This window comes from Micromonospora sp. NPDC007271 (assembly GCF_040634005.1).
In the GTDB taxonomy this organism is placed as follows: domain Bacteria; phylum Actinomycetota; class Actinomycetes; order Mycobacteriales; family Micromonosporaceae; genus Micromonospora.
In genome coordinates this window covers 1-14,014 of the sequence record NZ_JBEYER010000141.1, presented here as the reverse complement: position 1 = coordinate 14,014, position 14,014 = coordinate 1, and the positions used below count along the sequence as shown (strand labels likewise).

Sequence of the window (14,014 nt, the reverse complement as noted above, 5' to 3'; positions counted from 1 at the left end):
GGTCGGGAAAGCCGCCTTCTGCACGTAGGATTCGCCAGCGAACGGCCCCTTGGCGCGAAGGCCAGGGCGGAGGAGGCGGCACAGAAGGCGGCCGAGGCCGCCGCCGCGGCCGACGAGTCGGGCAAGATCTCCGACAGGAACAAGGCGGATGCTGCCGCCGCCAAGGCGGCGCAAGCGTCCGCCGAGGCAGCGCAGGCGCAGCTGGAGTACAACGAGAAGGCGGCCGCGGCGGCGCAGACGGCTGCGGCCGCTGCGGAGGCGGCGACCAACGCCGAGCGTGAGGCCGCGTCGCTGGCCGGTATCACGGCCGGCACCGGCGCCGAGGGGACCGAGACCCTCCCGGACACCGGGGTGTTTCCGGACAACGCGACGCACAGTGACAACGTCGAGGTCGTCGGCCACGTGCGCGGCCTGATGTCGAGCAATGGGAGCTGTCCCGCGTTCAAGGCGACGAAGTGCCCCGCGTTCTCGTCGCTGAACTTCGTGCGCTACGAGAAGCTCGGCTACGACATGATGGTCGCCAACGGCACCGGCGGTCTGGCCATCTGGTCGCTGAAGGACCCCGAACACCCGCAGTACATCGCCGCCGTCACCGTCGATCAGCTCCGGCAGCCCGGCGAGAGCATGACCCAGTTCTGGGAGGGCGAGAACCTCACCGTCGACAGCCGGCGCAAGCTGGTCTTCCTGACCCGCGACTCGGGCAAGAAGGGCCTGTTCGTCATCGACATCAAGGACCCGTGGCACCCCGTGCTGCTGGGCTTCCATCCGGTCCCGCTCGGCCACACCGCGACGTGCATCAACGACTGCCGGTTCATCTGGTCGGTGGGCTCGGGTGTGCGCGGCATGAGTTCCCCCGTCTACGTGACCGACGTACGGGACGTCAACCACCCGTTCACCTACAGCCAGGCCGTCATCTCCGACGTCCGGCGCACCGGTGCGACGAACGGCTCCACGCACAGCGTCGACGTCGACTTCGACGGCGTCGTCTGGGTCTCGGGCAGCGGCGGCGTCCGCGGTTACTGGACCGACGGCAAGCACTTCGACCCAGCTACGCAGACCAAGCGCTACGCGACGGCCTACGACCCGATCCCGTACGCGGGTGGCAGCGTCAGCGGCTCGGAGGGTGCCTTCCTGCACAACGCCTACCGCTTCCCCAACGCCCTCGGAGACCGTCCGAAGGGCGACGTCATGCTCATCACCAACGAGAACAACAACCAGAACTGCGCGAAGGCCGGTGTGTTCATCCTCGGATCGCTGGAGGGGACGCACGACGGCGAGGGGATCACCTCCACGCCGGAGAACCCGGTCAAGATGACGCGGCTCGCCACGTACAGCCCCGGGGGCAAGCCCGGCCACTACGTCGACCCGACGGGTAAGGCCGGTGACTGCTCCGCGCACTGGTTCACGGTGAACGGCAACATCGTCGCCGCCGGCTTCTACGAGCAGGGCGTCCGGTTCCTGGACATCTCCGACCCGAGCGACCCGCAGCAGGTCGGCTGGTTCCGGGTGCCCGACCGCGCTGCCGGCCCCGACGGCCCGGCGATCATCGGGAGCAACGCCTCCTCGGCCTACTGGCACAACGGGTACGTCTACGTCCCCGATTACGGTCGAGGCGTCGACATCCTGAAGTTCACCGGCGACATTCCCGGTAAGCAGGAGAAGAAGGTCTGCTGGAACTCCTGCGAGAAGTAGGCTCCAGCGGACATTTCGCACGTGGAGGGATCCCCGCGCCGCTACCGGCGGCGCGGGTCCCTCCCCGTGACCTGACCCCGAGGCCGCCTGCCCGACGACCCCCTTCCTCACTACCGGAGCCGAGAGAGAAGCACGCCATGCCGCTCCCGATGACCCTCGGCGGCCGCGGCCGCACCCGCTGGCTCGCACCGTTGACCCTCACCGTCCTCATGCTCCCGGCCGTAGCCGCGTGCACCTCGACCGACGACGCGCCGGCCGCACCCCGTGGGGAGATCGCCTTCGGTGTGATCGCCCCGCTGTCCGGGCCGGACAAGGCACGCGGGCAGGACCTGGTCGACGGTGCACGGATGGCGGTCGACGACCTCAACGTCCGTGGCGGGATCATCGGGCAGCACGTCTCCCTCGTCACCGTCGACGACGAGTGCCTCGACGACGGCGGCAAGGAGGCGGCGAAGCAGCTCCACCTCACCGAAAGCGTCGCCGGCGCCCTCGGGGGCGTCTGCGACGGCGCCGCCGAGGCCGCCGCGCGGGTTCTCGGCGGTAACGGGCTGCCCTTTCTCATCACCTCCGCCAACTCGCCCACGCTGGTCAGCGCGCAGGACACCCCCACGGCCTATCTCACCAACGGCACGCCCTACCAGGAAGCGCTCGCGACGGTGCGGTGGATGGCCTACCACGCAGCCCAGCGGCTCGCGGTGATCGCTGACGACACCCCGCAGTCCGCATACCTGGCCGACCAGGTGATCTCATTGGCCTCGCCCGTCCCCAAGGCGGTCAGCAAGCAGACCCTGCCCGCCGGGCAGCGGAACATGACCGCGGCCGCCGCCACCGCGCTGGCCGCCGACCCCGACGTCGTGTACTGGACCGGCCCGGCCCAGGAATCGGGCCAGCTGGCCGCAGCGCTCCGCAAAGCCGGGTACCAGGGCAAGTACATCGCCTCCGCAGCGTCGGAAAGCCCCGATTTTCTGTCCGCCGCGGGCAAAGACGGCGCCGAAGGCGCGTACGTGATCACCACGGCGAGCCCGCAGAACCTCCCCGCCGCCACGGCCTGGACCACGCGGTTCACCAAGGCCTTCGGCCACCCGCCGGGCCGGGACGCACTGCAGGCCTACGACGCGCTGCGCGCCCTCGGCCAGGCCGTGACGCAGACGGGAAAGGTGGACCCGGCGTTGAACAGCGAACAGCTGACCAAGCTGGAGGACACGTTCAGCACGTTCATGGGTGAGCTTCGGTTCGCCCCCGACCACACGGTCAAGTACGACAACCATCTCGTGCTGACCGTCAAGGGCGGTGCCTTCACCCTCGCCGACACCCTGCGTTCGGACGACGGCTCCTGACGGCCCGTGGTCGAGTGCAGCCTCTCCCGCCCCCGATGAAGTGAGCCATCCGTGATCCTGAGCTCCCGTGCCACCGCGGCCCTCGCGCTGGCCGCCGTCTGCGCCGCCGCCACCGGCTGCTCCAGTGCCGCGGGCGCCACGGCGAGCAAGCCGTCCTACACCGCCGACGACGTCAAGGCCGCGTACTACACGGCAAAGGACGCCGGTGAGGGCGCCCGCGACTACTGGTACGACCGGGATTTCCACTCGCACAACAACTACGTGCCGCCGAGCGCCATCCAGACCTGCCCGTACGTGCAGCGCTCCGACACACCCAAAGCCCCGTCCAACGTGGTTCAGCCCGTCGGTGGCCAGCCCGTGGGGCAGTTCGCCGTGGAACCCACCCGGGCGACCGACTCCCGCGTCCCATACGTGACCCAGAACGCGCTCGTCTTCGCCTCGACCGCCATCGCCGACAACGCGATGAACGAGGTCGGTTCCGGGCTGGCCGGCTGCCCCGGGTCGTACGAGGTCGATGGGGGACCGCCGGTCATTCTCGGCTCCTACCGCGTGACCAGCCGTCCGCTGGAGGTGTTCGGGTGGAAGGGGTACGTGCAGCAGCTCGCCCACACGTACCCGCCAGGACAGGACGACGTCTATTTCGAGGACGTCGCCATCGTGGTGCTCCATCGGGCGAACCTCATCCTCTACCTCGACCTCACCCAGAAAAAGATCGTCGGAGACCGCGCCGACTCCGCCGACAAGGCCAAGGGCGCCATGGAGAAAGTGCTGCGGCGGCTGGGCTGACCCGAGACCCGCGCCGGACCGCTACCCACGACCGACCGACTGGTCAGGACGTGCGCCGGCAGTCAGTCCTTGCGCAGTACGAGCAGGTCCAGGGCGTCGATCACCGGCCCGCTCTCGGTGAGCGCCGACCGGCGCAGACGGCGTACGCCGGCGTCGTACTCCTCGTCGGTGATCAACTGCAGCGGGGTGTGTGCCGCTCGGCGCAGGGTGGCCGCTGCTTCGTGCAACGATGCGGCGGTGATCTGCGGGATCTGCTCGAGGCCGACGGTGCAGAATCCCTCGCCGGCGAAGGCTGCTTCGACCTGGGCGACGCTTGGGTAGGTGTCCAGTACCCGGATCGCCTCGGGGAAGTAGCGGAACAGAGTGATCGCCCCGTGCCGGCCGGCGAACGCGGACCGGATCAGTACGAGCGCGCCGAGGCGCAGGACGCGGCGCAGCTCGCGTGCTGCGGCGGCCAGGTCGGGCACATGGTGGATGACGGTGGAAATCCAGGCCGCGTCGACGCTCGCGTCGGGCAGCGGGATGTCGGCGGCGTCGCCAGCGATGGTGGGTTGGTACACCGATCGTTCGCGCATCGCCGCTGACGGCTCGACTGCGGTCACTTCGAGGCCGGGAAACCAGGAGGAGAACGCCTTGGCCCAGCTGCCCGTGCCGGCACCCAGATCCAGCAGCCGCATGCCCGGCCGCGGGCCGAGGTGCCGGGTCACAGCGGCCCGCCACTCGCCGGCTTCCTCGTCGCCGAGGTGACGGGTCGATGCGAACGCGCTCGCGTCCGGATCGTCGTACGCGATACGCGCCATGCCGATGAGCAAACCGCGCCAACCGGCGCGAGGCAAGGGGACAGGTGGTGATTCACACCCGCGTTGCGGGCGGACGAGTCGGGCAGCGTGCTGGTTGACGCCGGCAACAGCGCCGCGGCCGGGCCGGGAGGGTCATCTCCGGGCCCCGCAGGTAGTGTGAAGTGCCTGGATTCGGCCCCCGCGCTACGGACGGCGCGAGGCGGCCGGGCCGAGCGTCCAGTCGAGGGCCACGGCAGCGGTCCACGACTGGTGGGAACTGCCCAGCGCCTCCCCGGTGAGCGGTTCGTAGTACTCCCCGAACGACAGGTCGGCCAACTGCCGCAGCGAGTCCTCGCGGATCCGCGCGGTGAGCGCCGGGGCGACACCTTGCCGCTCCAGCGCCCAGCAGAACAGCCAGTTCATCACCGGCCACTGCGGTCCGCGCCAGTAGGTGCGCGGCTGGAACGCCGGCGACGTGGGCGACGTCGAGGGTGGCACAGCGTACCGCAGCGCGGGGTGGTCGCACCACTGCGGACCGGACAGCAACCCCACCTGCCGGCGCACGACCGACGGATCGGCACCGCACAGCAGCGGCGCGAACCCGGCGATGGTCTCGGTCTCCACCCACGCCCTGGCACGGACGTCCTCGTCGCGGGCCAGGCCGGTCTCGTCCGACACAGTGGAGAGCACACCGGCTCGGAACCGGGCGGCGAGCGTCCGCAGTTCGGCGGCCTCATCGGTACGACCGAACTCGTCGCCGATCTCGGCGAGTTCGTCGGCGGCCAGCGCCAGGACCGCGGACATGAACACGTCGGTGACCCGGAAGTCCACGGTCTCGCGTACCGTGTCGTCGTCGTACCGGGCCTCGCGCATCTGGTGCACCAACCACAGGTAGCGCCGGTACTCGGCGTCCGTCGGCCGTTGGCTGGCATCGGCGACGTGCTGCAGGTCCCGCCGCGAGCGGACCGCCAGGTCGACCTTCGGCACCACCTTCGCGTACGCCGAGTCCCAGCGGGGCGAGTTGTCCATGCCCGACTCCCAGCTGTGGTAGATCTCCAGCAGTCCGCGGCGGGACGGATCGCGCGCCTCGGCGAGCCACCGGTGCCAGGCCAGCCAGCGGTCGAACGTACCTTCGGCGAACCGTTCCGCCAGCTCACGGTCGGATCCGCCGTTGCGGCGGCCGGCCGCGAGGACGTGGCGCACCGCGATCGCGTGTACCGGGGGTTGGCAGATGCCGGAGGTACGGACGTCGCGCGGGGCCGCCGCGGCGCAGGCGGAGTCCCACACGTCGGCGCCCGGGAAGTAGTCCACGTCGGGGCCGAAGACGATGTGCGGCAGCATGCCGTTGAGCCACTGGGCGCGGAGCAGCGTCCGCAGTTCGGCGATGGCCCGGGGCACGGAGACCGTGGCCAGGCCGATCGCCACGAAGGCCGCGTCCCAGCTCCACAGGTGCGGGTAGAGCTGCGGGGCGGCGGTGGTCAGCTCGCCGAGGTCGTTTCCGCGCAGGATGTAGGCCGCGCGGGCGGCGAGCAGCTCTCGAGAAATGTTGATCACGGCCATCATGCCACCAATGCCAGTGCGGTCTCGGGGTCGAAGCAACGCAGGCTCTCGGGCGCGCAGCGCAGCCACACGTCCTGCTCGGGTGCCACGTCGAAGTTCGGCGGCGCCTGCACCTTCAGCTCGTGCTCGGCGAGCCGTACGGTGAGCAGCACGTTGGCGCCGGTCGGCTCGACCACCTCCACCCGGGCCCGGATCCGGTCGTCCGCCGGGGTCTTCGCCACGTCGATGTTCTCGGCCCGTACGCCCACCGTGACCGGCCGGCGGTCGAACGCGCCGAGGTGGTCGGGCGCGGCCAGCAGTTGGTCGCCCACGAGCAACTCGGTGCCGCCTTCCGAGCGCCGCACGTCGGCGGTGAAGAAGTTCATCGGCGGCGTGCCGAGAAAGCCGCCGACGAAGCGCTCCTCGGGTCGGTCGTACACCTGCAACGGGGAGCCGATCTGGGCGATGCGACCGGCGCGCATCACCGCGATGCGGTCACCGAGGGACATGGCTTCGGCCTGGTCGTGGGTGACATACAGGGTCGTGGTGCCGATCTGACGCACGATCTTCTTGAGTTCCGCCCGGAACTGCAGGCGGAGCAGGGCGTCCAGATTGGACAGCGGCTCGTCCATGAGCAGCACGCCGGCGTCGACGACGATGGCCCGGGCCACCGCCACCCGTTGGCGCTGGCCGCCGGAGAGCTGGGCCGGGTAGCGGTCGAGCAGGTCGGTCAGCTCGAGGATCTCGGCGGCCCACCGTACGCGTTGCTCGATCTGCTCCGCCGGGAGCTTGCGCATGCGGAGCCCGAAGCCGATGTTCTGCCGTACCTTCAGGTGCGGGAAGATGGCGTACGACTGGAAGACCATCGAGACGTGCCGCTCGCGGGCCGACAGCCAGGTGACGTCCCGGCCGTCGATCGAGATGCTGCCGCTGTCCGGGGTGTCCAGTCCGGCGACCATCCGCAGCAGCGTCGTCTTGCCGCAGCCGCTCGGCCCGACGAGTACGAGGAGTTCCCCGTCAGCGATCGTCAGGGAGATGTTGTCGGTCGCCGGGCTCTTGGCACCGGGATAGGTCTTCGTCAGGTCGCGGATCACGATCTCGGACATACCGACCCCTCGGTGGCGCGGGTTCTCCTGGCGGTGGTCATCGGATTTGCGACGTGGAAACCCGGCCGTCCAGGGCCGGGAGGAAACGCCGCTCCCTCCCTTCCGAGGATTGTCTTACGTGGACGGTAAGTTGTGAGGCGTGGGTGAGGTGGTGAAGCGGGCGTACAAGTACCGCTTCTACCCGTCGCCTGAGCAGGCTGGGCTGTTGAGCCGCACCTTTGGGTGTGTGCGTGTGGTGTACAACCGGGCGTTGGAGGCCCGTACCCGGGCGTGGTCGGTCGACCGGCGACGCACCACGTACGTTCAGTCGTCCGCCTGGCTTACGGCGTGGAAACGGTCGGACGATCTGGCGTTTCTGAACGAGGTGTCGTCGGTTCCGTTGCAGCAGACGCTGCGGCACTTGCAGGCCGGGTTCGTGGCGTTCTGGGACAAGCGGGCCCGGTATCCGAGGTTCAAATCCAAGCGCAAGTCGCGGGCGTCGGCGGAGTACACCCGCTCGGCGTTCCGCTGGCAGGATGGTCAGCTCACTCTGGCCAAGATGACCACCCCGCTGAACATCGTGTGGTCCCGGCCCCTGCCCGACGGGGCGGAACCCTCCACGGTCACCGTGTCCCGGGACGCCGCCGGCCGCTGGTTCGTGTCCATCCTGCTCGAAGACCCGGCAGTGAAGGCGCTGTCGCCGGTCGCGGCGGAGGTTGGGGTGGATGCGGGCATTACCAGTTTGCTCACCCTGTCCCACCCGATCCCAGGAATCAGCGACGAGGAAGGGAAGGTGGCCAACCCGCGTTATGGGCAGGCCGACCGGCGGAAGTTGGCCAAGGCCCAGCGGAACCTGGCCCGCAAACAAAAGGACTCCGCGAATCGGGCGAAAGCCCGACTCACGGTGGCTCGGATTCATGCCCGCATCGCCGACCGGCGGCGGGACCACCTGCACAAGCTGACCACCCGACTCGTCCGCGAGACCCAAACGGTCGTGATCGAAGACCTCAGCGTACGCAACATGCTCCGCAACCGCCGCCTGGCCCGCGTCATCTCCGACGCGGCCTGGTCCCAGTTCCGCAGCATGCTGGAATACAAAGCCCAGTGGTACGGGCGTGAGGTGATCCCCGTCGACCGGTGGTACCCGTCGTCCAAGACCTGCTCGACATGCGGGCGGATCAACACCACCCTCGCCCTCAACGACCGCACCTGGACATGCCCCGGCTGCCAAACCAAACACGACCGGGACATCAACGCCGCTAAGAACATCCTCGCCGCCGGGCTGGCGGAGAGGTAAAACGCCTGCGGAGCCGGTGTAAGACCTCAAGGGAAAATCCTCCCGGAAAGGCAGTCGGCGATGAAACAGGAAACCTCACGGGCGACCGTGAGACTCCCGGCCCCTTCAGGGCCGGGAGCATGTCAACGCAGCGTTGTCCCCCACATGTTGATCAAGTACTTGCGCATCAGCGCGATGAACACGATTGCCGGCAGCACGAGGGCGAACCCACCGGCGAAGCGGTACGCCAGCGGCGAGTCGGCGAGCGTCGAGAGCACCTGCGCCGGCAGGGTCCGCTGGTTGAGGGTGAGCACGGCCGCGCCGAGCACCTCGTTCCACGACATCACGAAGGTGAACATCGCCGAGGCCGCGATCCCGGGCAGTGCCTGAGGCAGGACGACGTGCACGAACGCCCGCAGCGGCGTCGCCCCGAAGATGAGCGCGGCCTCCTCGTGGTCGTTCGGCACGGCGTAGAACACGGCGGAGGTGATGAGCACCGTTGTCGGCAGTGCGAGCGCGGTGTGCAGGAGCGCGACGGCGTAGGTGGTGTCGTACAGGCCGGTGGCCAGGAAGACCTTGGCCAGCGGGACGGACAGCACGACGATCGGCAGGGCTCGGGTCAGGAGCAGGAACAGTTGGTACGGCTGGCGGCCGCGGAACACGTACCGGGCCAGCGCGTAACCGGCGGGCACGCCGAGCAGCAGCGCCGCCGCGAGGGTGAACAGCCCGACCTGGAGCGAGTTGAGGAAGCCGGGGATCACCCCGGTGGTGGACAGGAACCGGGACAGCGTCTCGGTGGACAGCTCGGTGGGGAGCAGCGGCAGCGGGAACTGGTTGAGCGACTCCCGGCTGGACAGCGCGGCAAGGGTGATCAGGTAGACCGGCACGCCCATGAAGAGCGTCACCGCGACGCAGGCGACCTGCAACAGCACGTCCCGGCGGCGCCGCGCGCGCCTGGGGTCGGAACTCATCGCGTCACCTCCGTCGTCCGGTCGCGCAGCAGCCGCAGGTACGCGATCGCGGTGACCATGGAGACCGCCAGCACCACCAGGGCGATGGCGGCGGCGACGTTGGGGTTCTGCAGCGCGTAGTACCAGTGGTAGGTCTCGCCGACGAGCAGCGGGAAGTCGCGGCCGGCCAACGCTTGCGCCACCGCGAAGGTCTGCAGGGCCAGGATGGTCCGCAGGATCATCGCCACCTGCAGGCTGGGCCGCAGCTGCGGCAGGATGACCCAGCGCAGGCGCTGCCAGTAGGTCGCCCCGAAGATCGAGGCGGTCTCGTCGTAGTCCCTGGGGATGCCCTGCAGGCCGGCCACGATGATGACGAGCACCAGGGACGTGGCCCGCCACAGCTCGGCGACGAGGACGGCGAGGAACGTCGACGTGGGGTTCTCGTACGACAGCCAGGCGAAGCTGTCCACGCCGATCTTGTGCAGTACCGAGTTGAGGTACCCCTGATCGGTGAAGATCGACAGCCAGACCAGACCGGCGGCCAGGTCGCTGATCGCCAGCGGCAGCACCCAGATGTAGAAGTAGAACCCGGCGAGCTTCGGCCTGGCCCGCAGCAGCAGAGCCATGGCCAGGGCGAACGCGAACTGGAGCGGGATCAGCACGACGATCAGCAGGACGGTGTTGCGCACCGCCGGCCACAGGTACGGGTCGTCGAGCATGCGCTGCACGTACGCCAGGGTGGGGCCCCGGTCGCCGGTGAACGCCTGCGCGACACCGACGACCATGGGCCAGGCGAACAGCACCGTCAGGAAGACCAGCGACGGCGCGATCAGGAGCACCGGCGCGGGCAGCTTCGTCCGACGTCCGCGTACGAGCGCGGTCGCCGGGGGTGGGTCGCCGGTCGACCGACCACCGTCCGTGGCGCCGGTGCCGGCGACGCCCGAGCCCGTGCTCACTGCACTCGGCACGGCTGCCCGTCCGGGTCGGGCTTCCAGCAGGAGACCTTCAGCTCGTCGAGGATGGTGTTGAGCTGCTTGGCCTGGTTGTCGAGGACCTGCTGGACCGGCTTCGAGTCGAGGCAGATCTCCTTGAAGCAGTTCTTGAAGATCTGGGAGACCTCGCCGTCCTTGGCGCCCAGACCGACGGGTGGTAGGGACACGAGCGCGTCGGTGGACTCCTGCTGGGCGCGTACGGCGGCGGCCTCGAGACTGATGGCGGGCGGCAGATCGCTCGGCAGGGTGGCCTGCGCGACGGGGAAGAAGGCGTTGTCCCGGAGCACCCGCAGCTGGGTCTCGGGCGTCGTGAGCGCCTTGATGACCTCCTTCGCCCGATCCACGTCGGGCGCACCGCGCGGAATGGCGAGGCCGGCCACGACGAGCATGTAGCCCAGACCCTTGGGGCCGCGCGGGGCGGGCAGCATGAGCCAGTCGTCCGGCTTGTCCTTCGGGGCGTCCACCAACCGGGCGACGTGGTCCCAGGCGATGAGCACCTCACCGCGTTGCAGCGGTTCCTGCATGAAGTCGTAGTTGGTGGAGGCCGGAGCCGCGTTCGCCCACAGCTCCTTCATGTACTGCCAGGCCTGCGCCGCCTCGGGACCGCGGAAGGTGGTGATCTGCCCGCCGGTGAAGCTGGGCAGCAGGTAGCCCTGGAAGAAGCGGTGGTACAGGCCCTTGGGCCCCGCCGGCAGGCCGAAGATCGGCTTGCCGCCGTTGCCCGCCCGCCCGGCCTTCACCCAGGCCAGCAACTGGTCGTAGGTGAGCTTCTCCGGGTCCACCCCGCTGGGCAGCCACTGGAGCGCCTTCTTGTGGACCGCGACGACGTACGACGCCTGCATCCAGGGGATGTACTTGGTGGTCCCGCCGCCGAGTCTGCCCAGGGCGGCCACGTCGGCGGCGAACCCACGGTCGGTGAGCGCGCCGGCCAGGTCGTCCAGGTCGAGCAGCCGTCCGGCGTGCGGTGCGAGCTGGCCGTGCAGGCCCCCGACCAGATTGACCTGAGTCTTGCCCGCGTCGACCTGCGACGTGAGCGTCGAGGCGAAGACGCCCTCGTCCACCGGGTTGTAGGCGACCTTCGCCGCCGTGACCCGGCTGCCGAGAATCGCCTCGAACCGCTGCCGTTCCTCGACGGGGGTGAACTGGGTGGAAAGGAACGTCATGCTGCCCTCGCCACCGTCGGAGCCGGTGGTGGAAACCCCGCCGCAGGCCGACAGCACCGCGGCACCCGCCGTTCCGAGGCCGAGCCCGAGTACCTTGCGTCGGCTGATCAGCGCATTGGGTAGGGTACTCTTCGTCATCATTGACTCCCTGGGCACGTCTAAATCCGATGTAATCGGGTCTTTCGGCTAGCCTTTTGACAAGAGCTTTTGCAAAATAAGCTCACATAAGTTCCCAGGTCGAAACACGACTGTCAAGAGGTGTTCACCGATGCAGGCCCGAAGCGGCCCGGACATGTCGCGCCCGGCCGTCGGGGCGACTCCCGGACACGTCCTCCAACTGGTCCGGTCGCGTCCGGCATGGACCCGCCAGCAGTTGCTCGCCGCCACCGGGATGTCCCGCCCCACGCTGCAGGACCGGCTGGCACCCCTGTTCGCCACCGGCCTCATCTACTCCGCCGGCTTCGAAGCCTCCGAGGGAGGCCGTCCCGCCGAGCTGATCCGCTTCGACGACCGGCACCTCGTGATCCTGACCTTCGACGTTGGACACACGCATGCCCGCGTCGGCGTCAGCACCGTGCAGGGCCGGGTGCTGCGCTTCCGCGACATCCGACTCGACGTGACCACGACTTCGCCGCCCGCGGTGATCAACACCCTGGTCGGCCTCGCCGCCGAACTGGCCGCCGACACTCCGGACGAGCTGGTCGCCGGCATCGGCATCGGACTGCCCGGTCCGATCTCGCCGGTGACCGGGTTGCCCGGCCCGACCACGATCCTGCCCGGCTGGGAGCACCTGCCGATCTTCGACCTGCTGCGCGAACGGTGGAACGTGCCGATGGTCGCCGAGAACGACGCCCGGGCCCTCGCGCTGGGCGAGGCGACCCGGCATCCGAAGTCGACGGTGCTCGGCCTCAAATGGGCACACGGCATCGGGGCCGGGCTGGTCATCAACAATCGCAGCCTCGGTGGGGACGACGGCGCGGCCGGCGACATCGGGCACGTGAAGCTCAGCCGCGGCGGACCGGAGTGCCGCTGCGGCCGGCGGGGATGCCTCGCGGCGTACGCCTCGGGCCACGCACTGCTTGCCCGGCTGGCCCCGGCCGGGGTGCGCGACCTGGACCACCTCGCCGAGTTGGCGAGGACGGGCGACCGGGCGGTCCGGGCCGCTCTGGACGGAGCCGCCCGCCGGGTGGGAACCGTGCTGGCCGCGCTCATCGCGCTGACCAACCCCCGAACCCTCGTCCTCGGCGGCGCCGTCGGCGCACTGCCGCGGGTCGTCGACGCGGTGGAGGCCCGGGTACGCGAGGTCACCCTGTCGCGAAGCGTGGCGTCGCTACAGGTGCTGCCCAGCCAGCTCGGCCCCAGTGCCGGAACGGCGGGACTGGTCCATCTGGTGGTCGAGCGGGTGCTCTCGGCCGAGGCCGTCGACCGGTCACTCGCCGCCGAGCCCGACTCGCCGGACGCGGCGATCATCCGAAACCGGTGAGCCCCGCCAGCTGACCTCAAGCCCCAGCACCCGGGGGCCGGGCCGGGTTCTGCCATGCCCGCGGACGTCGGCGACGCCCCGGGTCGGGAGGTGCTCCTTGACGGGACCACCCCTCCTTCTATAATTCAGCAAGCAGGGATGTCATCGGGCGGGGAAACCGCGGGCGCGGTCACGAGGGGCCCCGGCACCGCCCGCCACCACCGGCGTACCGCCGGGCGCCACGACGGTCAACCCCGACGCAAGCGTGGAGGCGAGCTTGGCTACAGCGGACCCCATCTCCTCGACGGCGCCGTCGGCCCAGCTTCCCGACCACCCCGGTTGGGTCGACGAGATGCTGCTCCACGGCCCCGACCGCGAGACCTGCCTGGTCCTCGGCGCGTCGCTGGACCGGGCGGCGCTGCGGGCCGAGGTGACGGAGCGCCAGGAGCGGCTGACCGCCGGCGGGCTGCGGGCCGGCGGCACGGTGGCGCTGCATCTGCCCCCCTCGCTCGGCTATGTCGCGAACCTCCTGGCCGCGTGGCGGATCGGCGCCCAGGTGACGCTGATCGACCATCGGCTCGCTCCGGCGGAGGTGACGGCAGCGCTGGCCCGGGTGGGTGCCCAGTTCCTCGTGGAGCCGCCGGCGGCAGCCGTCCCGCCGCTGCGCGGGTTCGTCGCGGTCGACGAGGTCGTCACCGCCCGCCCCGACGGCGAACCGGCCCGTACGCCGCACGCGCTGATCCAGCTCAGCTCCGGCTCGACCGGCCCGTCGAAGGTGATCGGCCGGACCGTGGGCGACCTGCTCGACGAGGTCGCGCGCTACACCCGGATCGACGGGGTGCCGCGGCCCGGGGAGCGGGTGGTGCTGCTCGCCTCGATGGTGCACGTCCTGGGGCTGGTCGGCGGCCTGCTCTACGGGTTGCACGCGCGAGTGCGCCTGACCGTCCCCGAGC

General features: G+C 70.0%; 11 protein-coding genes and 1 pseudogene. 6 read left to right on the top strand and 6 right to left on the bottom strand.

Annotation, left to right across the window (positions count from 1 at the left end; all coding sequences use genetic code 11):
• The 3 genes and pseudogenes from ABZ570_RS31450 to ABZ570_RS31440 all read left to right on the top strand — a co-directional run.
• Positions 1-1,692 (top strand): annotated as a pseudogene (locus tag ABZ570_RS31450) (hypothetical protein); the annotation flags it as partial.
• 137 nt (positions 1,693-1,829) lie between these two features.
• Positions 1,830-3,029, top strand: a complete 1,200-nt coding sequence (locus ABZ570_RS31445) for a branched-chain amino acid ABC transporter substrate-binding protein (RefSeq protein ID WP_358071400.1) — start codon at positions 1,830-1,832, stop codon at positions 3,027-3,029.
• 51 nt (positions 3,030-3,080) lie between these two features.
• A complete protein-coding gene (locus ABZ570_RS31440) occupies positions 3,081-3,815 on the top strand; it encodes a hypothetical protein (RefSeq protein WP_358071398.1) in 735 nt (244 codons plus the stop codon).
• 62 nt (positions 3,816-3,877) lie between these two features.
• Here the strand turns inward: ABZ570_RS31440 and ABZ570_RS31435 are convergent, their stop codons facing one another.
• The 3 genes from ABZ570_RS31435 to ABZ570_RS31425 form a co-directional block, all read right to left on the bottom strand.
• On the bottom strand, positions 3,878-4,615 hold the full coding sequence (locus ABZ570_RS31435; RefSeq protein WP_358071396.1) for a methyltransferase domain-containing protein: 738 nt from the start codon (positions 4,613-4,615) through the stop codon (positions 3,878-3,880).
• A gap of 183 nt (positions 4,616-4,798) precedes the next feature.
• Positions 4,799-6,157 (bottom strand): hypothetical protein, encoded by a 1,359-nt coding sequence (locus ABZ570_RS31430; protein WP_358071394.1) that lies wholly within the window; start codon positions 6,155-6,157, stop codon positions 4,799-4,801.
• The gene (locus ABZ570_RS31425; RefSeq protein WP_358071392.1) at positions 6,154-7,239 is read right to left on the bottom strand and encodes an ABC transporter ATP-binding protein; all 1,086 of its coding nucleotides are present in this window, start codon (positions 7,237-7,239) and stop codon (positions 6,154-6,156) included. The genes ABZ570_RS31430 and ABZ570_RS31425 overlap by 4 nt, the downstream gene beginning before the upstream one ends.
• Positions 7,240-7,378: 139 nt before the next feature.
• Here ABZ570_RS31425 and ABZ570_RS31420 point away from each other — a divergent pair, with 139 nt between their 5' ends.
• Positions 7,379-8,515, top strand: coding sequence for an RNA-guided endonuclease TnpB family protein (locus tag ABZ570_RS31420; protein WP_358071390.1), 1,137 nt, complete (start codon positions 7,379-7,381; stop codon positions 8,513-8,515).
• Positions 8,516-8,637: 122 nt separating this feature from the next.
• Here the strand turns inward: ABZ570_RS31420 and ABZ570_RS31415 are convergent, their stop codons facing one another.
• From ABZ570_RS31415 to ABZ570_RS31405, 3 genes are read right to left on the bottom strand one after another with little or no spacing between them, the layout of a single operon-like run.
• Entirely contained in the window at positions 8,638-9,465 is an 828-nt protein-coding gene (locus ABZ570_RS31415; RefSeq protein WP_358071388.1) for a carbohydrate ABC transporter permease, read from the bottom strand.
• Positions 9,462-10,400 carry a sugar ABC transporter permease gene (locus ABZ570_RS31410; protein ID WP_358071386.1) on the bottom strand — a complete coding sequence of 313 codons (939 nt, stop codon included), beginning with the start codon at positions 10,398-10,400 and terminating at the stop codon, positions 9,462-9,464. Before ABZ570_RS31410 ends, ABZ570_RS31415 begins: the two co-directional genes overlap by 4 nt.
• Positions 10,397-11,737: an ABC transporter substrate-binding protein gene (locus ABZ570_RS31405; RefSeq protein ID WP_358071384.1), complete on the bottom strand. Its 1,341-nt coding sequence runs from the start codon at positions 11,735-11,737 to the stop codon at positions 10,397-10,399. Before ABZ570_RS31405 ends, ABZ570_RS31410 begins: the two co-directional genes overlap by 4 nt.
• A 130-nt stretch (positions 11,738-11,867) precedes the next feature.
• Between ABZ570_RS31405 and ABZ570_RS31400 the strand changes: the two genes are divergently transcribed.
• Positions 11,868-13,082, top strand: a complete 1,215-nt coding sequence (locus tag ABZ570_RS31400; RefSeq protein ID WP_358071382.1) for an ROK family protein — start codon at positions 11,868-11,870, stop codon at positions 13,080-13,082.
• 331 nt (positions 13,083-13,413) lie between these two features.
• Positions 13,414-14,014, top strand: a 601-nt coding sequence (locus tag ABZ570_RS31395; protein ID WP_358071402.1) for an AMP-binding protein, incomplete at its 3' end; no start/stop codon positions are given.

Excerpts from the sequence above, each read along its gene's own strand:
- ABZ570_RS31400 (WP_358071382.1), top strand. The coding sequence starts at position 11,868 with ATGCAGGCCCGAAGCGGCCCGGACATGTCGCGCCCGGCCGTCGGGGCG.
- ABZ570_RS31405 (WP_358071384.1), bottom strand. The coding sequence starts at position 11,737 with ATGACGAAGAGTACCCTACCCAATGCGCTGATCAGCCGACGCAAGGTA.
- ABZ570_RS31430 (WP_358071394.1), bottom strand. The coding sequence starts at position 6,157 with ATGATGGCCGTGATCAACATTTCTCGAGAGCTGCTCGCCGCCCGCGCG.
- ABZ570_RS31425 (WP_358071392.1), bottom strand. The coding sequence starts at position 7,239 with ATGTCCGAGATCGTGATCCGCGACCTGACGAAGACCTATCCCGGTGCC.
- ABZ570_RS31435 (WP_358071396.1), bottom strand. The coding sequence starts at position 4,615 with ATGGCGCGTATCGCGTACGACGATCCGGACGCGAGCGCGTTCGCATCG.
- ABZ570_RS31445 (WP_358071400.1), top strand. The coding sequence starts at position 1,830 with ATGCCGCTCCCGATGACCCTCGGCGGCCGCGGCCGCACCCGCTGGCTC.
- ABZ570_RS31415 (WP_358071388.1), bottom strand. The coding sequence starts at position 9,465 with ATGAGTTCCGACCCCAGGCGCGCGCGGCGCCGCCGGGACGTGCTGTTG.